Annotated in this window: 10 protein-coding genes; all 10 read left to right on the top strand. The window is 62.1% G+C overall.

Going from position 1 to position 23,997, the window contains the following annotated elements:
• Positions 1 to 17: 17 nt before the first annotated feature.
• Positions 18 to 680, top strand: a complete 663-nt coding sequence (locus BBOU_RS03680; RefSeq protein WP_033489872.1) for a hypothetical protein — start codon at positions 18 to 20, stop codon at positions 678 to 680.
• 221 nt (positions 681 to 901) lie between these two features.
• The gene (rpoB, locus tag BBOU_RS03675; RefSeq protein WP_026502818.1) at positions 902 to 4,471 is read left to right on the top strand and encodes a DNA-directed RNA polymerase subunit beta; all 3,570 of its coding nucleotides are present in this window, start codon (positions 902 to 904) and stop codon (positions 4,469 to 4,471) included.
• 93 nt (positions 4,472 to 4,564) lie between these two features.
• The gene (locus tag BBOU_RS03670; protein ID WP_026502817.1) at positions 4,565 to 8,629 is read left to right on the top strand and encodes a DNA-directed RNA polymerase subunit beta'; all 4,065 of its coding nucleotides are present in this window, start codon (positions 4,565 to 4,567) and stop codon (positions 8,627 to 8,629) included.
• A gap of 410 nt (positions 8,630 to 9,039) precedes the next feature.
• Positions 9,040 to 13,410 (top strand): PD-(D/E)XK nuclease family protein, encoded by a 4,371-nt coding sequence (locus BBOU_RS03665; protein ID WP_051616694.1) that lies wholly within the window; start codon positions 9,040 to 9,042, stop codon positions 13,408 to 13,410.
• Between the two features lie 11 nt (positions 13,411 to 13,421).
• The gene (locus BBOU_RS03660) at positions 13,422 to 17,549 is read left to right on the top strand and encodes an ATP-dependent DNA helicase (protein ID WP_026502815.1); all 4,128 of its coding nucleotides are present in this window, start codon (positions 13,422 to 13,424) and stop codon (positions 17,547 to 17,549) included.
• A 142-nt stretch (positions 17,550 to 17,691) separates the two neighbouring features.
• Entirely contained in the window at positions 17,692 to 18,609 is a 918-nt protein-coding gene (locus BBOU_RS03655; RefSeq protein ID WP_051616693.1) for a GNAT family N-acetyltransferase, read from the top strand.
• Complete coding sequence (locus BBOU_RS03650) at positions 18,610 to 19,992, top strand: MFS transporter (RefSeq protein WP_026502814.1); 1,383 nt, start codon at positions 18,610 to 18,612, stop codon at positions 19,990 to 19,992. It begins immediately after the preceding gene.
• 92 nt (positions 19,993 to 20,084) lie between these two features.
• Complete coding sequence (gene dapB, locus BBOU_RS03645; RefSeq protein ID WP_026502813.1) at positions 20,085 to 20,837, top strand: 4-hydroxy-tetrahydrodipicolinate reductase; 753 nt, start codon at positions 20,085 to 20,087, stop codon at positions 20,835 to 20,837.
• Between the two features lie 238 nt (positions 20,838 to 21,075).
• The gene (gene dapA / locus BBOU_RS03640) at positions 21,076 to 21,981 is read left to right on the top strand and encodes a 4-hydroxy-tetrahydrodipicolinate synthase (RefSeq protein WP_026502812.1); all 906 of its coding nucleotides are present in this window, start codon (positions 21,076 to 21,078) and stop codon (positions 21,979 to 21,981) included.
• A gap of 60 nt (positions 21,982 to 22,041) precedes the next feature.
• A complete protein-coding gene (locus BBOU_RS03635; protein ID WP_026502811.1) occupies positions 22,042 to 23,901 on the top strand; it encodes a ribonuclease J in 1,860 nt (619 codons plus the stop codon).
• Positions 23,902 to 23,997: the final 96 nt, after the last annotated feature.

Raw genomic sequence — 23,997 nt, 5'->3', positions numbered from 1 at the left:
AGACTACACTGGGTCGTATGTCATCGAGCAGCCAGCGCACCTCCAGCAAGCCGCGCAATCGTCGCCCTCGTCGTAAACTGTCCAAACGTCAGCGGCGGGTGTATCGCAGGCGGCGTATCGTCGCGCTGATCGTGGTGCTGGTGACGCTCGCATTGGCGGTGTTCTGCGTGTACAGTCTCGGCCGTGGCATGGCGGCGATTGACGCGACAATCCGGCATGACGATCTGATGGCGTTGTCACGCAAGGCTGTGCCTGCTCCCAAGCAGAAAAGCAAGGTGAAGGATTGCACGGCGTCAAACGTCAAACTGTCACTGCAATCGGATTCGCAGTCGGTGCCTGTCGGCGGGGCGATGAAATTCACGGCGACGATCACATTCGTTCCCAAAGACAGCAGCAGTTGCCTGATTGATGCTTCGGACCATTCGCGGGTCCTGACCATCACCTCGGGCGGCGACACTGTATGGCGTTCCGACGCGTGCGATGTCGATTCGCGTAAACTGCTGCTCGCGGCGGGGGACACCGATACGCAGACGATGACGTGGAATACGAATCGTTCCGGGCAAACCTGCACTGAGGATTCGAAATTGCCGAAGGTCGACGCGGGTACGTATACCGCGCAATTGTCGATGAGAGACCATCCGAAAATCGTCAGCAACAAGGTCACCATCACGGTCCAGTAGCGGGTGGGATGCGGTGGCGCATGAATCAGCTCCCACAACCGTGACGTCGAGCGTGTCGTGGTTGCGTATCGTATAACAATCGGCTATCCTATTGAATTTGCGTAAAGTGTGTCATATTGCGGGCATGCTGACAGTGAAGAAGCGCCCGCGAGCAGCATATAGTGGCCGTCCGCCTGCGTTTCCGGGGAACAAACGACAAAGCGAGCGATAAGGAACGTCCATTGGCTGCTGAACAAGCTACGACGAACACCACCAAAGTCATCGCACGTGCCGACGAGCATGACATCAAACTGCACAAGGCGTCGGATCGCGTGAATTTCGGCTCCATCCGTGAGCCCATCGATGTGCCCTACCTGCTGGGCGTGCAGACCGACAGCTTCGACTGGCTGATCGGCAACGAACGTTGGAAGCAGCGTGTCGAGGAGGACGAAAAGAACGGCACCAACACCGTTCCGCACGTTTCCGGCCTCGACGAGGTCTTCCAGGAGATCTCACCGATTGAGAACTTCGCCCAGACCATGAGCCTGACCTTCTCCGACCCGTACTTCGAGGAGCCGCGTCATACGGTCCAGGAGTGCAAGGAGAAGGATTACACCTATTCCGCGCCGCTGTACGTGAACGCTGAATTCGAAAACGGCGACACCGGCGAAATCAAGAGCCAGACCGTCTTCATGGGAGACTTCCCACTGCAGACCCCGCACGGCACCTTCATCATCGGCGGTACCGAGCGTGTCATCGTTTCGCAGCTCGTGCGCTCCCCGGGCGTGTATTTCGACCGTCAGCCCGACCGCACCTCCGACAAGGAAGTCTTCGGCGCGAAGATCATCCCGAGCCGTGGCGCATGGCTCGAATTCGAAATCGACAAGCGTGACGTTCTCGGCGTGCGCGTGGACCGCAAGCGCAAGCAGTCCGCGATTGTGTTCCTCATGGCCATCGGCATGACCAAGCAGGAGATCGCCGACGCGTTCAAGGATTACCCTCTGGTGATCGACGCTTTGGCCAAGGAAACCTCGATCAACACGCAGGATGAGGCTCTGGTCGACCTGTACAAGAAGATCCGTCCGGCGGACACCCCGACCCCCGAGGCCGGCAAGAACCTGCTCGACTCCTTCTACTTCAACACCAAACGGTATGATCTGGCACGCGTCGGCCGCTACAAGATCAACCGCAAGCTGGGCCTCGAGCGTGATTACAACGATCGCAGCCTGAGCCGTGAAGACATCATCGCCACCATCAAGTATTTGGTGACCCTGCACTCCGGCGCGAAGACTTTCCCGGGCATGCGCGACGGCGAACCGGTCGACCTGCGCGTGGACGTGGATGATATCGACCACTTCGGCAACCGTCGTATCCGCCAGGTCGGCGAGCTGATCCAGAACCAGCTGCGTACCGGCCTGAGCCGTATGGAGCGTGTCGTGCGTGAACGCATGACTACGCAGGACGCCGAGGCCATCACCCCGCAGTCCCTGATCAACATCCGCCCGGTCAACGCGACCATCAAGGAGTTCTTCGGCACCTCCCAGCTGTCGCAGTTCATGGACCAGAACAACCCGCTGGCTGGCGTGACGAACAAGCGTCGTCTGTCCGCTCTCGGCCCCGGTGGCCTGTCCCGTGACCGTGCGTCCATGGAAGTGCGAGACGTGCACCCGTCCCACTTCGGCCGTATGTGCCCGATTGAATCCCCTGAAGGCCCGAACATCGGCCTGATCGGCTCGCTGGCGACTTTCGGCCGAATCAACCCGTTCGGCTTCATCGAAACCCCGTACCGCAAGGTCGTCAACGGCCATGTGACCGACGAGGTCGTCTACATGACCGCCGACCGCGAAGCCGAGCACGTCATCGCGCAGGCCAACCAGGAGCTCGACGAGAACGGCAACTTCGTCTCCAAGGAAGCCCTCGTACGAGATGCCCAGGGCGAGGCGGAGGATGTCCCGGTCGAAATGGTCGACTACATGGATGTCTCCCCGCGCCAGATGGTGTCCGTCGGCGCCTCCCTGATCCCGTTCCTCGAGCACGATGAAGGCCACCGAGCGCTCATGGGTACCAACATGCAGCGTCAGGCCGTCCCGCTGGTCAAGTCCGAGCGCCCGCTCGTGGGCACCGGTTCCGAATGGCGTGCAGCCGTCGACTCCGGTGACGTGATCCTCGCCGAAAAGGACGGCGTGGTCACCTACGTGTCCGCCGACATCATCCGCACGATGAACGACGACGGCACGCAGTCCAGCTACAAGCTCGCCAAGTTCCAGCGTTCCAACCAGACGACCTGCTACAATCAGGTCCCGCTCGTCAAGCACGGTGAGCGCGTGGAGAAGGGCACCGTCCTCGCGGACGGCCCGGCCACCGAAAAGGGCGACTTGGCACTGGGCAAGAACCTGCTCATCGCGTTCATGCCGTGGAACGGCTACAACTACGAGGACGCTGTAATCATTTCGCAGCGTCTGGTGCGCGACGACACCCTGTCCTCGATCCACATCGAGGAATACGAGATCGACGCCCGTGAAACCAAGCTCGGCGCCGAGGAAATCACCCGCGACCTGCCGAACGTCGGCGAGGACGCGGTCGCGAACCTCGACGAGCGTGGCATCATCCGCATCGGCGCCGAAGTCGAAGCCGGCGACATCCTGGTCGGCAAGGTCACCCCGAAGGGCGAAACCGAGCTGACCCCGGAGGAGCGTCTGCTGCGCGCCATCTTCGGCGAGAAGAGCCGCGAAGTGCGCGACACCTCGCTGCGCGTGCCGCACGGCGAGACCGGTACCGTCATCGCGGTCAAGGAAATCACCCGCGAAGATGCCGAAGAGGACGGCGATGAGCTGCCCAACGGCGTCAACCAGATGATCCGCGTGTACATCGCACAGCACCGTAAGATCACGCAGGGCGACAAGCTTTCCGGCCGCCACGGCAACAAGGGCGTCATCTCCCGGATCCTTCCGGAAGAGGATATGCCGTTCATGGCTGACGGCACCCCGGTCGACATCATGCTCAACCCGCTGGGCGTGCCGAGCCGAATGAACCTCGGACAGGTGTTGGAACTCCACCTCGGGTGGATTGCTCACGCCGGCTGGGATATCAGCATCGACCCGGATGTTGAGGCCGCTTGGAAGAAGTACGTGCCGCAGGGTGCTGAAAAGGGCGCTCCGGGCACACCGGTCGCGACCCCGGTCTTCGACGGCGTCCGTCCGGACACCTTGAAAGGCCTGCTCAAGTGCACGCTGCCGGACAAGGACGGCAACAAGCTCGTGGGCGAGGACGGCAAGGCGCAACTGTTCGACGGCCGTACCGGCGAACCGTTCCCCAAGCCGATTTCCGTAGGCTACATGTACATGCTCAAGCTGCATCACTTGGTGGACGACAAGATCCACGCCCGCTCCACCGGCCCGTACTCGATGATCACCCAGCAGCCGCTTGGCGGCAAGGCCCAGTTCGGCGGCCAGCGCTTCGGCGAAATGGAGGTGTGGGCCCTCGAGGCTTACGGCGCCGCCTACACGCTGCACGAGATGATGACCACCAAGTCCGATGACGTCGACGGCCGCGTGCGCGCCTACGGAGCCATCGTGAAGGGCGAGAACCTGCCGCCGGCAGGCATCCCGGAATCCTTCAAGGTGCTTCTGAAGGAAATGCAGTCGCTCGCCTTGAACGTCGAAGTGCTCAACGCCGACGGCCAGGCCATCGACATGCGCGAGGAAGACGACGACCCCGCCTCCAACTCGAACGACCTCGGCTTCAACATCGGAGCCCGCCCGGACGCCTCCGCCAAGGAGGACCAGGCCGCCGAGGAGCCCGAGTACAAGTGACGACACAGCCGTACGCTCCCGGCCTGGCAGCAGGCCGGGACGTGACGGCTCCCGCAAACGTGATGGAACCAATTTCAAAGACAGGAATCAAGAGTGCTGGACGTCAACGCATTTGACAAGCTTCGCATTGGCATGGCCACCGCCGACGACATCCGCGGCTGGAGCTATGGCGAGGTCAAGAAGCCTGAAACCATCAATTACCGTACCCTCAAGCCCGAGAAGGATGGTCTGTTCGGTGAGCAGATCTTCGGCCCGACCCGCGACTGGGAGTGCGCGTGCGGCAAGTACAAGCGCGTGCGCTTCAAGGGCATCGTGTGCGAACGCTGCGGCGTGGAAGTCACCCGCTCTCGCGTGCGCCGTGAACGTATGGGCCACATCGAGCTGGCCGCCCCGGTCACCCACATCTGGTATTTCAAGGGCGTGCCGAGCCGTCTGGGCTACCTGCTGGACATCGCTCCGAAGGATCTCGAGAAGGTCATCTACTTCGCGGCCTACATGGTCACCGAAGTGAACGAGGAGCAGCGTCACCAGGATCTGCCCGATCTGCAGGCTGAGTTCGACAACGAAATCGTAAGCCTCGAACGTCGTCGTAACAGCGAGATCGATGCGCGCGCCAAGAAAGTGGAAGAAGATCTGCACGCGCTCGAAGAAGCCGGTGAAGCCAAGGGCAGCGCCCGCGCCAAACTGCGCAACAGCGCAGAGCGTGATCTGGCGGCAATCCGTCAGCGTTTCGACGATCAGATCCAGCGTCTGACCGCCGTATTCGATCGGTTCAAGGGGCTCAAGCCCGGCGACCTGGAAGGCGATGTCGACCTGTGGCGCGAAATGAAGGACCGCTACGGCGATTACTTCGACGGCTGCATGGGCGCCGAAGCCATCAAGAAGCGCTTGCAGGACTTCGACCTGGAAGCCGCAGCGGAAGAGCTGCGCGAAGAGATCGACAAGGGTACCGGCCAGCGTAAGGCTCGCGCACTCAAGCGTCTCAAGGTCGTCAACGCGTTCCTGACCACCGACAACAAGCCGGAGGCCATGGTGCTTGACGTGATCCCGGTCATCCCGCCGGATCTGCGCCCGATGGTCCAGTTGGACGGCGGTCGTTTCGCGACCTCCGACCTCAACGACCTGTATCGTCGCGTCATCAACCGTAACAACCGTTTGAAGCGACTCATCGAGCTCGGCGCGCCTGAAATCATGCTCAACAACGAGAAGCGCATGCTTCAGGAAGCCGTCGACTCCCTGTTCGACAACGGTCGCCGCGGCCGTCCGGTCACCGGCGCTTCGAACCGCCCGCTCAAGTCCTTGGCCGACATGCTCAAGGGCAAGCAGGGCCGCTTCCGCCAGAACCTGCTCGGTAAGCGCGTGGATTACTCCGGCCGTTCCGTGATTGTCGTCGGCCCGAGCCTGCGCATGCACCAGTGCGGCCTGCCGAAGCCGATGGCGCTCGAGCTGTTCAAGCCGTTCGTCATCAAGCGTCTCGTGGACCTCAACTTCGCGCAGAACATGAAGAGCGCGAAGCATCTGGTCGATCGTGCCGATCCGGCCGTGTGGGGCGTGCTTGAAGAAGTCATCGCCGAGCATCCGGTGCTCCTCAACCGTGCGCCTACGCTGCACCGTCTGGGTATTCAGGCCTTCGAACCGATCCTGGTTGAAGGCAAGGCCATCCACCTGCCGCCGCTCGCCTGCGCCGCATTCAACGCAGACTTCGACGGCGACCAGATGGCAATCCACCTTCCGCTCAGTGCCGAAGCGCAGGCGGAAGCCCGTACGCTCATGATGGCGTCCGACAACATTCTGAAGCCGGCGGACGGCCACACCGTCACCATGCCGAGCCAGGATATGATCCTCGGTCTGTACTACCTGACCACCGTGGTCGAGGGAGCCAAGGGCCAGGGCCGTGTGTTCAGCTCGCTGGACGAGGTCATCATGGCGCTCGACAAGCATGACATCGACATGCAGGCCAAGGTGCTCATCCGCATGCCCAAGGACTTCGTGCTGCCGGCCGGTTGGGAACCGGGCGAGCTCAAGGTCACCGACCCGGAGCCGGGCAGCCCGGATGTCGTCAAGGAGGAGCGGTTCTCCGACGGCACTTACCTGTTCGCCACCTCGTACGGTCGCATCCTGTTCAACGGCACCCTGCCGGTGGACTACCCGTTCATCAACGAGCAAGTCCCCAAGGGCCGTCTCGCCAAGATCGTCGACGATATCGCGACGCGCTACTCCACGCAGCAGGTCGCCGCATCCCTTGACGCGCTCAAGGATCTCGGCTTCACCCGCGCACCGTGGTCGGGCGTGACCATGGCCTTCTCCGACATCGTCGAGCCGCCGGACCGTGAAGCGATCATCAAGGACTACGAGGATCAGGCCGCGAAGGTCAACTCCCAGTTCGATCTTGGTTTGCTCACCGACGAGGAGCGCCGCCAGGAGCTCATCAACCTGTGGACCGAATGCACCGACAAGGTCGCGGGCGCCATGCGCGACAACTTCCATGATGACAACAACGTGAACATCATGGTCCAGTCCGGTGCTCGAGGCAACTGGATGCAGATCCGCCAGATCGCAGGTATGCGAGGCCTCGTGGCCAACCCGAAGGGCGAGATCATCCCGCGTCCTGTCAAGTCCAACTACCGTGAAGGCCTGTCCGTGCTCGAATACTTCATTTCCCAGCACGGCGCGCGTAAGGGTCTGGCCGATACCGCACTGCGTACCGCAGAATCCGGTTATCTGACCCGTCGTCTGGTCGATGTCGCGCAGGAAGTCATCGTGCGTGAAGAAGACTGCGGCACCAAGCGTGGCCTGGCCATGAAGGTCGCCGAGCGCGACGAGAACGGCAATCTTGTGCTTGTCAAGGCGGCTGACGGCGGTCCGTACTCCCGTCTGCTTGCGGAGGACGTGCTCGACCCGAAGACCGGCGAAGTGCTGTACAAGCGTGATGAAGCCATGTCCATGGATGTGCTGCGCGACATGGTCGCCCACGGCGTGGAAGAAGTCAAGGCCCGTTCCGTGCTCACCTGCGAATCCAAGCGTGGCGTGTGCGCGAAGTGCTACGGCTGGTCGTTGGCCACCAACACGCTGGTCGATGTCGGCGAAGCCGTCGGTATCGTCGCGGCGCAGTCCATCGGCGAGCCTGGTACCCAGCTGACGCTGCGTTCCTTCCACTCCGGCGGTGTCGCTTCGGCATCCGATATCACGCAGGGTCTTCCGCGTGTCACCGAGTTGTTCGAAGCCCGCACCCCGAAGGGCGAGGCGCCGATCACCGAGTATCAGGGCACGCTCAAGGTCCAGGACACTGATCGTGGCCGTCAGGTCACGCTCACTCCGGACGACGACAGCGTTGAGCCGATCGTCTACCCGGTGTCCCGCCGTGCCCCGCTCATGATCAAGGACGGCGACCACGTGCCTGCCGGTACCCAGCTGTGCGAAGGTTCCGTCGACCCGAAGAAGATCCTGCGCATTCTCGGCCCGCGTGCCGCACAGGTCAACATCGTCGAGGAAGTGCACAACGTGTACCGCTCCCAGGGCGTGGATATCCACGACAAGCACATCGAGGTCATCGTGCACCAGATGCTGCGTCGCGTGACCGTGCTCGACGCGGGCGACACCGCACTGCTGCCGGGCGAGCTCGTCGACCGTCAGAAGTTCCAGGAGATCAACAAGCAGACCGTCAAGAACGGTGGCAAGCCGGCCGCTGGCCGTCCGGAGCTCATGGGTATCACCAAGGCTTCGCTCGCCACCGACTCGTGGCTGTCCGCCGCATCCTTCCAGGAGACCACGCGCGTGCTCACCGAAGCCGCCTTGAACCAGAAGGAAGACGATCTCAAGGGCCTCAAGGAGAACGTGATCATCGGCAAGCTGATCCCTGCCGGTACCGGTCTGGCGCGTTACCGCAACGCGACGGTCGAACCGGACAAGGCGATCCGCGACACCATCTACCCGAACTTCGGTTTGGGTGGCGATTCCGACGCTCCGCTCGACTTCGGCGACGAGAACGGCGATATCGACCTCTCCGGCATTGACTTCGGCGACATGAAGCTCGGCGATGACTTCAACCCGGACGATTTCAACCCGGACGATTTCCTGGATGACCAGGGCGGCCAGGAGGACATCGATGGTGACGGTGATGAACCGGACACCACCGGGGATGATGACCAGAAAGCCTGATTTCATGCGGGCTGAAGCTCCGGCTGATTGATGCGAATCGGGCCGGGCGGCTGCGGACAGTGTTCCGTAGCCGCCCGGCCCGATTGCTGTGTTGGGGCGTTGGCGATGTTGGTGGCGTGCACGATAGGGGAGTGGATTGGCGGTCCTCCACGGCTGCGATTTCACCGGCCGGAATCAATAGTGCGGAAAGGATACCGTGAGGTTTGAGTGATGAGGGACTGTGCCTGGCAGACAGGAAAGCGCGATGGACGGATTGTTGGAATCATGCGGTTTCGAGCGACTGGCCTCGACGGTGATTGCGTTGTGCTGCGACATTGCGCCGGCAGCGTGACGAAGGCCCGATCCCGGTGCGTCACCGAGGCATGAAGAAAACATAAGTCTCGGCGTGACGGCCGCATATCATAGGAACCATGGACGGTACATCAACACACAACACAGCGGTATTCGGCGGGCAAACCGCATCAAGCGAGGCGTTGGCGCACGCCCTGCTCGACGACGCGCTGACGGTCGGCGAACAAACCCAGCCGACACGTACGCTCGTGGCATTGGGGGCGCCATGCAGCGGGAAGACCACGTTCGCGCGTGACATGCTGCTCGAAGGCATCCGCCGGTTCGGCGGCACGCGTGTGGCGATGACCGTCTCCGGTCGTGTCATGGCGGACAAGCTCGGCAACGACGTCATCCACGAGCTTGGCGCGCTGTCCCAGGCCCGTCCGGTGACCACGATGTCCGCACTCGCATTCCGGGCAATCACCGCGCTACGCTCGCATACCGGCGGTGTACTGCCGCGCCTGCTTAACGGCGCGGAACAGGATGCGCTGCTACGAACCGTGGTCGCTGTCCATATCCAGCATGCCCGCAGCGGCGACGAATGCGACACGTGCGCACTGTTGCGTGAATATTTCGCACAAGACCAATGGGCGGATATGATTTGCGACCCGGTGTCCCCGGACATGACGCCCGCCGACATATCCGGTGCCGTTCCGTCGCAGCGCCACATATCGGACGCGACCTCGCTCGCGATGTTCACCAAAGGGATCAGCGACGCGTTCATCGTGCAATTGCGAGACATGATCTCCCGTATCAACGAGCTTGGCTTGCGTCAACGTGACGAGCAGCCGCTGATCGACCGGTTGCGAACGATTGCAGGCGCGACAGGCCCATCTGGTGCCGGTATGGAGCCGCAGGCGAGACGGCTCGACGTGCAGTGGCGGCTCGCGTTCGCGTTGCGTCAAGAGTATACGGCGGCGGTGGAAGCGAATTATCCGGGGCAGTATCGTCTCGACCCGTCGATGCTGCTGGTCGAAGGCGCGTTGGCGGTTTCGTCCTTGAACAAGGGGGACTTGCCGGAACTCATCGTGGTTGATGACGCGCAGGATCTGACGCTGGCCGGCCTCGCGTTCCTCGAGCAAACGGTCAGCGCGGGGTCGCGGCTGCTGGCGGTCGCCAATCCTGACGAATCCGTACAGACGTTCCGCGGATCGCATCCTGAATACGTGCTCAGCCGGTTGCTGGCATCCGACGGTGTCTTCCATGCCGCGAGTGTGACGCTGAACCGTTCGCAAGGCGAGACATACCGCGATCTGGTGATCGCCCGCGCCGGTCTTGATATCGATTCCGACGAGCATTTCGATCTGCCCGTCCCGCAACGCCCGTGGAAAACCGCGGTATTGCCCGGCAGCTATCCGATCGCCGCACAACCGCAGGACGCCACGCGTGACGGCAGCGTGGACACGCACCTGTACGCTTCGGCGAACGATGAGCTTGAATCGGTGGTCACCGCCATCAAGGCTGAACATCTTGACCACGGCCGCCCGTGGAACGATATGGCCGTCATTGCCCACGACAATGCGACTGTCCGCACCTTCGGCGAACGGTTGCGGCGCGATGGCGTGCCTGTACGCTACTCGTCGGTGACCAAACCGTTGAAGGACGAGCCGTTCGTCCAAGGCTTGTTCGCTATGATCGAGCTCGCCCAAATCCGCATGCTCGGGCCGGATGCGATCACCGACCCGAGATTCGTGGGAGCGTCTGATGCCGCGTCCGATGATGGGGATGCCGCCGCGCGGCTCGCTTCGTTCATCCGCTCCCGCGTGCGCATGGTGATGGGTTCGCCGCTGATCGTCGCCCGAAGGGGGAGGGAACAATCCCCGGCTCGTCTTGACCCGGTGGAATCGGCGATGCAATCGTTGGTCGCACTGTCCTCAATCAGCCGGCAACAGTCTGAGCCTCCTGTCAGGGATGCTTCTGCTGACGGGCAACACCACGATTCGGCTTTGCGGGTGCTGCAACAGCGGTGGGAAGGTCTGCAAGCGGCGCTGCTGCAAGCACAAGACAGCCATGCTGGAAACCATGTACAACAGCCGGACGGCGGCCTTGACGGCGCATCCGGGGCACAACCAGACGATTCCGGTCATGATGCGGCGGCATCCACGTTGACGTTGGAGGCGATGTACCTGCTGCTCGCCTGTCCGCGCCCGTTGGACATGACCGGGCAGATGCACGGGGACGCCGCAGGTACGGATGCCGATCTCATGCTGGACATGCTTGGCGCGGTTTCCCGCCACGATGCGGATATCCGCGCATTCGCGGCGATGTGGCGCAATATCGGGGCGATTGCCGCGCATATCGACAAACTTGCCGACACACGGCCGGTGTACGTGTTGGGTGCGGCGTGGGACGAATGCCGCGTCGCCACCGCCTGGCAGACCGCGGCGCTGATCAACTCGCAGGAGGGACGTGCCGCCAATGACCGGTTGGATGCGGCGATGCGCCTGTTCGACTACGCGTCCGGAGCCGGGACGGGGGATATCACCGCATTCTTCCGCGCTGTGCGCTCGATGCGTATCGAGGCGGATTCGCTGGCGAAAGTTGCGCCCATCGACCAGGCGGTCACCTTGACCACGCCGGCCGGATCGGGTGGACGGCATTGGCCGCTGGTGTGGATTGTCGCCGTACAACAGGACGTGTGGCCGAATCTCGTGCCACGCAACACGATGTTCGGCGGTGAGGATCTCGCCGACCTCGTGTTGCACGGCACCATGCCTTCGCTCAACCGCGGGTCGCATCGCGATGAACGGCTCACCACCGTGCTGCATGGCGAGCAGCGCGGCCTGCTGGTCGCTCTGACCCGCGCAAGCGAACGCGTGACACTGTCCGCCGCTGCGTCGGATGATTGTATCCCCTCCGATTTCCTCGCACGGTATCTGCCGGAACGTTTCGATGCCGACCAGACTGCCGGCACAGCTGATTCAGGCCAATCCGCATCCTCCGAAGCCGGAACGGACCGTCATATCACGCCGGATATCGCGGGTATGTGCACGGACGTGCGCGGACTGGTCGCGGCGGCACGCATTACAATCGCCCGCAACACCGGTGACAGTGACCGCGAGCGGCAGGCTCGCGAAGACGCATACCGCGCGTTGAAACTGCTCGATAACGCCGGCGTCTCATCCGCCGACCCGCGCAACTGGTCTTTCCTGACCACAACACCGGTGATGCCGGAACCCGACGGTGAAACGGCCCCCGCATCTGTACCACAACCGGCCAGCGAATCACATGAACGAGGTGCGCAGCCTCCAGCCCACGAGGTCACATTGTCTCCGTCCTCAGTGGACGGGCTGTGGGCGTGTCCGGTGTGCTGGATGATGGATCACCAGTTCGCCGGCCCCCGCCCCGGCGGCGTGCAGGCGAGTATCGGCACCATCGTCCACCAGATCGCCCAAGAGGCCAGCGCGGCGGGACTTGACAATCCCGACTATCATGCCGACACGCCGATTGAGGATCGTATCGCCGCCATCAGCGGGCGCATGATGGACCGGTATCGCCAGCTGCGTGTCGATCCGGCGACCGTCAACAATCCCGCCGACCGGTATACGCTGCTGTACAAGGACGCCCAAGTGGCTACGATGCTCGGGAATATCGCCTCGTACTTTGTGAAATCCAACGGCGCTGACTATTTGCAATCCAACAGCGACAACTTCACTGTCGGCGTTTTGGATTATGCGGAATGTGAGAAGGAGTTCGACGCGCGGTTCACCCTCGACGACATCGCGGCGGCGTACAACCGGATCCCGTCCGTCCACGTGCCGATGACCGCGGCGGACATCAGCGCCATCATGGGCATGATGGTCGGCGGATGGCCCGAAGGTATGAGCGCGGACCTGACGATCCGCCTGACCGGACGCATCGACCGTGAGGAACACCGGCACACCGACCATGGCGAACAGATCAGGCTGCTGGACTACAAAACCGGGAAAAAGCCCGATGTGAAAGGCGTGTTCAACGACTTGCAGCTGGTGTGCTACCAGCTGGGGCTTGCGTTCCCGACACAAGGCGACAGGCTTGGGGATACCCCCCAGCCGCCGGTCGCGCAAAGCGTCCTGTTCCATGTCAACGAGGCCGAGACACCGGCGACAAGTTACGCGCCGGAAAGCCTCTACCAGCCGCCCTTGTTCTCCGACGGTCATGTGAACGACCAGCCGTTCACGGCGCGCCGAGGATACCCCCACCCTGGCCGCATGTACGACTACACGGACATGAACCGGCCCGACACCGTGCCCGACGGGTTGTGGAAGGATTTCAGCCAAGTGGCCGCGAACACCCAAGTCGCGTGGGCGCTGGCGATGATTGCCCGCGTGTTCTATGCGGGGGCGGCGGTGCGTTCCGAGCGGATTGTCGCGCATCCACAGCACGCGCATCTGAAATACTGCGACGGCCATGGCATCTGCCCGGCGTGCGCCGGCCAAATCGATACCGTGTTTGAAACGAGGACAGCATGAGTGGAGCGAACATGAACACAACCATCCGCTTGAGCGAAGAACAGGCGAACGTCGCCAACGCGCCCGAAGCCGATGACGTGCTGGTCGTCGCCGGCGCGGGCAGCGGCAAAACCACGACAATGACCGAACGCGTGAACCATCTCATCGCCTCAGGCGTGCCGCCGGAGCGCATCCTCGGCCTGACGTTCACCAAGAAAGCCGCCGCGGAACTGTCCGGCAGGGTTTCCAGCGGCGCGGCAAACGGCACCAGCATGCTGCTCAAACCCACCGTCATGACCTATGACGCGTTCTTCCAGTCGATTGTCAGACAATACGGCCTGCTGGTCGGTTTCGACCAAGATGCGCAACCGTTGAGCGACGCCGGGGCGTTCCAGCTGGCGTCCAACGTGGTTGACGAACATCTCGACCACCTGTTCGCCGCCGTGGGACAAGCCGACGATGAAACCGGTGCCGGATCGGCAGCCGATCCGGCTGACAACGACACTCCCGACGGCACGCAACAGGGGGCGTTCACCACGCTGGTGGGCCGGCTGCTCAACCTGTCCCACGCCATCAGCGGGGCGATGATCGGCGGGGACTGCGATTCACTTGATGAAGCGATACGCCGCATCAGAACTTGGGATGACGCGTTCATCGACCGCCTGCAACACATCATCGACGCCGATACCACAGAACGCGCAACGGCGATCCCCGCGGATGATCCACTGGGCAACGGTGCTCCGAAACCACCACGAAAACTGAAAAAAGACAGCGACACAACCTACGCCAACAAAGTCAGGGAGTATCAGGACAAATTACGCAACCAGCGTGCCGACTCCGCACTGTTCCACTGCGCGCAACTATTGGATGTGACCCGGCAACGCAACGTCCTGCTCGACCTGGTCGAAGCCTACGAACAGGCCAAACGGGAAGCCGGCATGGCGGAATTCAGCGATTTCACCATCGCCGCCTACCAGCTGGTCAGACGATTCCCTTCCATCGGCCAGCAATACCGACACCGGTACACGCACGTCCTGCTCGACGAATACCAGGACACGTCCACCACGCAGGCGGAACTCATCGCCGCCCTCTTCCACCCCGAGACATCCGACCCGGCAGCCGATATCACCGCAGAAGACCGGTCCGCAGTGACAGCCGTCGGCGACCCCTACCAGTCGATTTACGCGTGGCGAGGAGCCAGCCCGGGAGCCCTGCGGATCTTCCAACGCGCGTTCGGCCTGGAACAGCCCGGATACCGCCCCTTCCCGATGACCATCAGCCGCAGGAACCCCCGTGCGGTACTGCGAATGGCCAACAACCTCACCATGCAGCTGCGCCGCCCCCATCGCAGACCGAGCAGCTCACGCATGGCAGAAGTCGAAGTCCTTCCCCTGAACCCCGCCCCCGACCGGGATGAACTCGGCACCATCGGCGTCCAAGAATACGAGACCCTCGGCCAGGAAATCGACGCGGTCGTACGATTCGCGAAACTCGCCATCGCACGTCACACTGGCGACGATCCTGCAGCCGAGGCCAAAGCGCGACCCCACGTCGCCGTACTGTTCCGCAGCAAACAACGGATGGCCAAGTACGATCAAGCCCTGCGCCATGCCGGACTGAGCGTGCAGATGGTCGGATACTCCGCACTGTTGGAACGCGCGGACGTGCGCGACGTACTCGCATTACTGCACGTGGTAAGCGACCCGACCGACTCGCAATCACTGATGCGACTGCTGGCGACCCCACGATTCCATATGGAAGCCAGCGACCTGACCGCATTATCCGCGCTCGCCAACCGGCGTGACACTGATCGCCGGTATCAGGCGCTCATCCAAGCGGGATATGCGACCGGTGAGGAAGGGGCGCGCGAGCGTGCAGCCATCGTGCGTGAGCATCGTGAACAACTGCCGCATCTGGTGTACCTGTCCGACGTGGTCGATCACGCACAAACCGTGGATGATCTGGCAGGCAGCGGGCTGAGCGACGCGGCAGTGGACGCCGTGCTGCACGCCGGACGTATTCTGCGTGAGGTACGCAAGGCGATGGATTTGCCGCTTGACCATGTGGTTCGTGCGGCGGCACGCGCACTCGATCTGGACATCGACACGGTGCTCGCCCAAGCGTTCGCATTCCCGGACATTCCGGTCGACCCGTCCCTCGCCCACGCTCCGGTCGAGTCGATCATTGAACTGGTGGGCACCTACACCCAGGAAATCACCCAAGGCAGGCAGGCCACCCTGCGCGGATTCATCACGTGGGTCGATTCGCTGAGACAAGTGGACGATCCGACTGCGGCGATCGCCACGGAACCGGTTGACGTCATCCTCATGACGGTCCATCAGGCCAAAGGTTTGCAATGGGATGCCGTCGCCGTCGTCGATGTCAACGAGACGACGTTCCCCAGCAATCAAGGTGATTATCTCAGCGTCAAAACCACGGACGACAGCAAAAACCTGTCCGCCGGCTCGTCGGACGCATCCGGGGCGTGGCAGCCGCCGGAGTATACGGAGCAGGCCAATACGTGGCTGACCAGTGCTGACATGGTGCCCGCCCCTGTGCGTGCCGACGCTGATATTCTGCCGCGATTCCCGCATGATGCGACGGTGGGGGGCGACCCGGTCGAAGCGCTCGACGCATTCGACGACACGCTCACCGTCGCCGACGAAGTGTTCGGCACCGGCCGTGACCTGCCGCTGGACGACATGGACACCATCGACAAGAACCAGCTGTTCCTCACGCAACGTGAGGAGTACGGCCGCCGTTTGCACGAGGACGAGCGGCGTTTGGCGTATGTCGCCGTCACCCGCGCCAAACACGAGGTGCTGGTCACCGCCGCGAAATACAACACGACGGACATGATCGCCTCAGGCGGCAGGCCGACCCCAGGATCCGTGTTCTGGCAGGAAATGCACGATTCCATGAGCCATGACGCGCGCACGGGGGCGCTGGGCACGGTGCTCGATGTCGTGGCGCTGCCATCCTGGGCGAACAGCCAGAAGCTTGAAGCAGACCCGGACACCCATGCCGACGACGGGCAGCCGCATACGCTTGAATCGGCGGGGGAGCACCTGCCCACAGGCTTCTTCATCGGCGATGACGCGCACATATTCGAAGACGCGGTGGTCGGTCAGGCATGGCGCACGCCGGTCGAACTGACCCATGCTGATGAGCATCTGCCGTGGCCGGGCTCCTTGAGTGAGCAAACCCGACACCAACTCGACCAGTCTGCACAGAACACGCTCGACTGGATCAGCGCCGAACACAAACCGCAAGAGCTCACGGATACCGACGTGCTATCGCGCAGAACACGCGCCTTGCTTGATGATATCGACTTGCAGCCGCAGGAATACCAGCTGCACGCCGATCGCGACGACCTTGACGAGCAGGTCAAGCAGGCCGCGCAACGACTCATGGCCAATACCCGCCGTTCGGTCACTTCACTGCAAGCCCAAAGCGGACAAGCAGACAGCCGCAAACTGCAACAATATTGGCGTGGTATGGTCCGCCCGATTCCGCATGTCGCCTCGCCGACCGCCGAAGCGGGCACCGTATTCCACGCGTGGGCGGAACGCTTCATCAACGCGTTCCATGACACCGCCATCACGGACGGTACGGGGGACACGCCAATATCCGGCGTGATGGTTTCACGTGAAGCCATGATCCAGGATTTGCAGGCGAGAGAACACCGGTACGCTGATGCCGCCCAATCGGTCAGCGCCGTCGACAAGCGGCTCGCCGTATGGGAATGCCGACTGGTCGAATCACGGTGGGCGCGTCGCCGCCCCCAAGCGGCAGAACGCCAGATCGTCGTCTCCCTGCCGCAACTGGACGGCATCATCGTCCACGGCAAGCTCGACGCGGTCTTCTACGGCGGCCTCGACGAGCAGGACACCACCAAACGGTTCACCATCGTCGACTGGAAAACCGGAACCAAACCACGCAAACCGGCGGATATCAACGAAAAGCTCGCCCAGCTGGACATGTACCGGCTGCTGCTTTCGCGTATCGAGAACGTCCCGTTGGACACCATCGACGCCACCCTGTACTATCTGAGTGAGCCCACCGAGGGCGACCGCGAGCTGCACGCACGCGGGAAAACAGAACAGGATATCCTTGCCGAGCTGAGCTCCGGAATCCCCGAAGAATCTGACAACGACTGACCTGCGCGAGGGCGCGGGCGGCGTTCCACGGACTGGAAAACGCGTCCGGGACGGTCATGCCAGCGGGGCCGCGACCCTCGAGCAGCATGTGTGGGCGGGCACACGTGCCGGATGCTGATTCGAAGTGAAAGTGAGGAATATCATGGGCGCGACCCGCGACCATATCCACAGTGCCAAGGCACCATCCCGGAACCGAACCGATGGCGACCGCATCGCCCATCGCAACCGCACACCGCATCATCGCACACCGCAAATCATCGCCCCGCAGGCGACGATGCACAATCGCGCCGAGTCCGCCGCACCCGTCGGACCGGCAGCCGCCGCCACAGCAGACGGCAAGGTCACCTACCGGCCGCTTGAAGCGCAAGACCTTCCGGCAATCATCGACGAATACGACCAGACTTGGGGGTTCAGACCGCTGTCGGGGCGCCGTCCGCTCTCGCAGATGGTGTCGAAACGATTCGTCCTGCATTATCTTGAAGGCACTACCCGGGCGGAAGTCGCCGAACTCGACGGGCAGGTCCTCGGCCTGACTTTCGCCCAAATCAACGGTGAACATCCACTTTACCCGCATGCGCAGGAGACGCTCGCCGGCATCGACGACCGGCTGCGCGCCGACGAGACCGGGTCGGTTGCGTTGCGTGAAGTCACCTACTGGCATCGCGCAGAAAGCCGTCTCGAACGTGTCAGCCAGATCGGCAGCGTCACCCAAGCCGAACTGCGACTGTTCCTGGTCTCTCCAAAAGCCCGCGGCCATGGCGTCGGCGGAGGCTTGTGGTCCCGTCTCATGGCGTACTTCCAGAAGCATGGCGTCAAACGCTACTTCCTGCACACCGACAACAGTTGTGATGTCGGCTTCTACGACCATCAAGGCCTGGTATGCAACGCGAAGCGCATCGCCGCCGACCATCCGGAAGACCATGTCGAAACCATGTACGGGCGGATGAACGACCTGTTCATCTACTCCGGGGAGCCTTCCCGGACTGTACGGCATCGTCGGCACACCGACCGGACCGGCAATACGCAACATGCCGGCCAACAACCGAAACGGGGTGATTGATTGGCCACGACGCCGTCAAGCGCCACCGCCGCGGCTTCCAAGCCTGCCGGCTCCCCATACGCGCGACTCTTCCGTCTGCCGGGGGCGAAAGCCTTCTGCGTTTCCGGAGCGATCGCACGTCTGCCGATATCCATGATGAGCTTGGGCATCGTGCTCGCGCTCAACCACCTGTACAACAACTGGACCATCGCCGGAACCATGAGCGCGGTCTATATCCTTGCCGTGTCGGCGGTCACCCCGTTCTACGCGCGACTGTTCGACCGGCTCGGCCAGCGCCGCGTCGGATTCCCCGTCCTGGGCTTGCAGGTGACCAGCATGCTGGTGTTCGCGTTCGCCGCCATGGCTCGCGTGCCGATCGCCGTACTGTTCGTTCTCGCCATGCTCATGGGATTGTGCCAGTTCTCGATCGGCGCACTTGTACGCACACGATGGGCGTACGCGCTACGCGGCAATCCGGACGGCTCGTTGCTGAACACCGCGTATGCGTTGGAGGCCGCCGTCGATGAAGTCGTGTTCATCCTCGGTCCTATTCTCGCCGCGTTCCTTGCGACATCCGTAAGCCCCGTCTCCCAACTGTTTGTGCCGGCCATCGCCGCCGGAGCCGGGGGAGCGGTGTTCTTCTCGCTGCGTAACACCGCTCCGCCTGTCATCGAAGTGGTCGAAATCACACCCGCTCCAGCCGACGACGCCGACGTGCTGCGCGCCGCAAGCCGCGGTCCGGAAACCGAGGAAAGCTCGATTGCGCTTGACAGCGGAGGCTTACGAACCCCACGTCAACGCAACCGCAGCGTGCTCACCTATCCGGGCATTGCCCTGCTGCTGGCGGTGTTCGTCGTATTCAACGTCAGTTTCAACGCCTTCGACGTATCCATGACCGCCGACTACAAAACCCTCGGCAATGAACGGTTCCTGGGCTTACAGCTCGCCATGTTCGCGCTTGGCTCATGCATCGGCGCGATCATTTTCGGCACCCGCAAGCTCAAAGGCTCGAACTGGTCGCATATGGTGGGGTTCCTGTTCCTGCTGACCTGCGGATACGTGCTGTTCCGCCTGAGCATGGACCATCTCATCCTGCTGGGCGTATTCGAAGTGCTCGCCGGATTATGCGTCTCACCGCTGTTCGCGACCGGTAATCTCATCGTCAAAGACATCGTCCCCGAAAGCTCCCTGACAGAAGGGCTCTCATGGGTGACGACTGCGGGAACCGTCGGCACGTCGCTCGGATCGACCATCGCCGGCGTGGTTGTCGACCATGCCGGACCGCACGCGGGGCTGATGATCCCGTGGATTGCCACTGCGTGCGCCATCCCGATCGCACTGCTCGGATGGTGGCTGTCACAGCGAAGCGCGCCAAACCGTCAAAGCGTCTCTTTACATTCGTAAGAGTAAGTATCCGTAAGGGGTATCGATGACATTCCGGCGGGTTTCACAGGCTTGCATGGCATCCGTGCCGCCGGAATACGTAAGGAGTAATCATGATCAAGGTTTCCGTTGTCGGCGCCAAAGGGCGCATGGGCTCTCACGTGGTCGAAGCGGTGAACACGGCGGAAGATACCAGCCTCGCGCTCGCGCTTGACGCCGGTGACGACCTCACCCAAATCACCCCGGACAACACCGATGTCGTCGTCGAATTCACCGTGCCGGCGGTGTCGCTGGAGAACGTGCTGACGCTTGTCGCACAAGGCGTTGACGTGGTGGTCGGCACGACCGGCTGGACCGACGAGAAGCTCGACCAGGTCCGTGCGGCGCTCGCCAAGGCGCCGCGTGAAGACCAGAGCGTGTTCATCGCGCCGAATTTCGCGATTTCCGCGGTACTGGCGGACTATTTCGCGAAGGTCGCAGCGCCGTATTTCGAATCCGCCGAGGTCATCGAACTGCATCATCCGAACAAGGTGGATGCGCCTTCCGGCACGGCGATCCACACGGCGCACGCCATCGCCGAAGCCCGTCGGAACGCCGGCCTTGGTGAGGTTCCGGACAACACGCAGACCGATGGTGGTTCGCGCGGTCAGGTGGTTGACGGTATTCACGTGCACGCCGTGCGTCTGCGCGGCCTGAACGCCCATGAGGAAGTGTTGTTCGGCAACGCCGGAGAGCAACTGACCATTCGCGCCGACAGCTTCGACCGCATCTCCTTCATGCCCGGCGTTCTGCTCGCCGTACGCAAGATCGCATCCCACACCTACCCAGGCCTGACCATCGGCCTCGACCACTTCCTCAATCTCTAACCCACCCCTATAACCTTCTGCCGACGCTGAGCGTTGTGTGAGCGTCGGCAGAAGGTTGTGCTTCTGCTTCTGCCGACGCTGAGTGGCATGTGAGCGTCGGTAGGGGGGTGTATCGATGCTGAGCGCTCTGTGAGTGTCGGTAGAAGCAGATGGAGAGGAAAGAGATGTCGGGGAGCCTTGGGCGGGGCTGGGGATGCGCCGTGCCCTGCGTCCCACCCCAGAGGTACGGTTACTTGGTATGAGTGACACCACCATGCATCTTCTTGATCCGGCGCCGTTTGGGCGCATTTTGCCCGCTATGGTTACGCCGATGAAAGCCGACGGTTCCATTGATTATGAGGCGGCTCAGAAACTCGCCAAGCAGCTGGTCGCGGATGGTGCAGATGGTCTGGTAGTCAACGGCACGACCGGCGAATCGCCGGTCACCCACATGGAAGAGAAAGTCGATCTTGTCACCGCCGTCAAGGAAGCGGTTGACGTTCCGATTATCTCCGGTGCCGGTTCCAACGACACCGCGCACACCGTGCGCATGGTCGAGCAGACCCAGGAAGCGGGTTGCGACGCCGTGCTCGTGGTGGCGCCATACTATTCCCGCCCTTCACAAGAGGGTATTTTCCGTCACTATCAGGCGGTCAACGAGTCGGCGGACAAGCCGATCATCATCTATGACGTTCCGGGACGTACCGGCGTGCATATCCAGCTGGAAACCTACCGTCGCATGGCCGAACTGGATCATGTCAAGGCGGTCAAGGACGCTACGGGCGACATCGCAGGAGCGGTGCGTAAGCGTCTGGAAACCGGCCTGACATGGTATTCCGGCGATGATGGTCTGTTCCTGCCGTTCCTGTCCGTCGGCGCTGTCGGCATTATTTCGGTGATCGCCCACGCGGCTGCCGGCCCGATGCGCGATTTGGCGAACGCGTTCGACCAGGGTGATATCCATACGGCGCAGAAGATCGCCGTCCAGCTTTCCCCGCTGGTTGAATCGCTCAACGGCACCGGTTTCCAGGCGGTGATGGCCAAGGCCGCGTTGAAGGTCCGTGGCGTGCTGGATTGCACGACCATGCGCCTGCCGAATGTCGGCCCGGGCGAGCCTGAGCTTGAACGCGCGCGTGAAGGCATGCGTGCCGCCGGCCTCCTGTGACGGGCATGACCTCGCTCGCGCATAGGCGCGGGCACTAAGTAACAGAAACCCAACAAGGAAATGGCAAAAGAACAAGAACAGAATAAGAGCAATTCCCGTAGGCGCGGCCAGCATACCGGTCGCCGCTCCCACGCGTCATCGGCCCGTAATGCCGGCCGTACGGTTTCGCGCCGTGGTTCGCGCCCCCAGGAGCTCGCCACAGCCCCCCAGCAGGATGATGTGTTGATCGCCCCGCCGAAGTATCGCAAGGGTTCGATGCGTATCGTGCCGCTTGGCGGTCTCGGCGAAATCGGCCGCAATATGAACGTGGTCGAATATAACGGCCACCTGCTGCTCATTGATTGCGGTGTGCTTTTCCCTGAGGAGGAGCAGCCGGGCGTCGATTTGATTCTGCCTGACTTCCACTACATCAAGGATCGCCTTGACAAGGTTGAGGCGCTCGTGCTGACGCACGGCCATGAGGATCATATCGGCGGCGTGCCGTACCTGCTGAAGCTGCGTCCGGATATTCCGCTGATCGGCTCGAAGTTGACGCTCGCCTTCGTGGAAGCCAAGTGCAAAGAGCATCACATCAACCCGACGATGATTGAGGTCAAAGGCCGCGACAAGATCAAGGCCGGCCCGTTCAACCTTGAATTCGTCACTGTCACCCACTCGATTCCGGACGCGCTCGCCGTATGCGTACGCACGCCCGCCGGCTCGCTGATCGATACCGGCGATATCAAGCTTGACCAGCTGCCGCTTGATCATAAGATCACTGATTTGGTCGAGTTCGGCAAGCTTGGCGAGCGGGGTATCGATTTGCTGATGATGGATTCCACGAATGCGGAAGTCCCCGGATTCGTGCGCCCGGAGACCACGATCGGCCCGGTGCTCGATCGTGTGTTCGCTGAAGCGACCCGTAAGATCATCGTCGCCAGCTTCTCCAGCCACGTGCATCGTGTTCAGCAGGTTGTTGACGCCGCCCACAAGTACGGCCGTAAGGTTGTGTTTGTCGGCCGTTCCATGGTGCGCAACATGTCAATCGCCGCCGATTTGGGCTACCTGCATATTCCTGAAGGCACGGTTGTCGACCTGAAGAAGGCCAAGGACATCCAGGACGACAAGATCGTTTACATGTGCACCGGTTCGCAGGGCGAGCCGATGGCCGCCCTCGGACGGATCGCCGATGGCAATCATCGTGACATCACCGTCAACGAGTTCGATACCGTCATTCTGGCGAGCTCCCTGATTCCGGGCAATGAGAACGGCGTGTACCGTGTAATCAACAAGCTCGTCCAGTTGGGCGCCCGCGTGGTGAACAAGGACAATGCGGCTGTCCACGTGTCCGGCCACGCGAATGAAGGCGAACTGTTGTACTTGTACAACATCATCAAGCCGAAGTGCGCGATGCCGATTCACGGTGAGAACCGCCACTTGGTCGCCAACGGTTTGATTGCCGTCAAGACCGGCGTGGCTCCGGACAATGTTGTGCTTGCGGAGGACGGCGATGTCGTCGACCTGTATCACGGCAAGGCCGCGATTGTCGGTTCCGTGCCGTGCGGCTACGTGTATGTCGATGGTGATTCGGTCGGCGAGCTGACTGACGAGGATCTTGAGAAGCGTCGCATCCTTGGAACCGAAGGCTTTGTCTCCAGCTTCGTAGTGGTCAATACGGATACCGCGGACGTCCTGTCCGGTCCGAAGATCTACTTGAACGCTGTGGCCGAGGATGAAAGCGAGTTCGACAAGGTTCGTCACCAGATTGTCGAACAGTTGCAGGACGCGATGATGCAGGGCACGCGTGACACGCATAAGCTCCAGCAGATCATGCGCCGTACGCTTGGCAGTTGGGTCGCCCGGCAGTTGCATCGCAAGCCGGTGATTGTGCCGGTGGTCGCTGATATCGCTCAGCGCGATGAAACCGATCCGCTGCTCTGACGTGTAGACGATCAGTGCAAACACAGTATGGCGAGCGTCATCCCGACGATTTTGGGATGGCGCTTCCTTGTTTCTTCCTGCTTCGGCTTCGCATTC

It is taken from the genome of Bifidobacterium boum (genome assembly GCF_000741535.1).
Lineage (GTDB): Bacteria > Actinomycetota > Actinomycetes > Actinomycetales > Bifidobacteriaceae > Bifidobacterium > Bifidobacterium boum.
The sequence above is the reverse complement of the archived record's forward strand: the minus strand, read 5'-3'. Positions and strand labels throughout refer to the sequence as shown.

Bases quoted from the DNA above. Each gene is read 5' to 3' on its own strand.
- BBOU_RS03660 (WP_026502815.1), top strand. From the start codon at position 13,422: ATGAACACAACCATCCGCTTGAGCGAAGAACAGGCGAACGTCGCCAAC.
- BBOU_RS03665 (WP_051616694.1), top strand. From the start codon at position 9,040: ATGGACGGTACATCAACACACAACACAGCGGTATTCGGCGGGCAAACC.
- BBOU_RS03680 (WP_033489872.1), top strand. From the start codon at position 18: ATGTCATCGAGCAGCCAGCGCACCTCCAGCAAGCCGCGCAATCGTCGC.
- dapB (WP_026502813.1), top strand. From the start codon at position 20,085: ATGATCAAGGTTTCCGTTGTCGGCGCCAAAGGGCGCATGGGCTCTCAC.
- dapA (WP_026502812.1), top strand. From the start codon at position 21,076: ATGAGTGACACCACCATGCATCTTCTTGATCCGGCGCCGTTTGGGCGC.
- BBOU_RS03635 (WP_026502811.1), top strand. From the start codon at position 22,042: ATGGCAAAAGAACAAGAACAGAATAAGAGCAATTCCCGTAGGCGCGGC.
- BBOU_RS03655 (WP_051616693.1), top strand. From the start codon at position 17,692: ATGGGCGCGACCCGCGACCATATCCACAGTGCCAAGGCACCATCCCGG.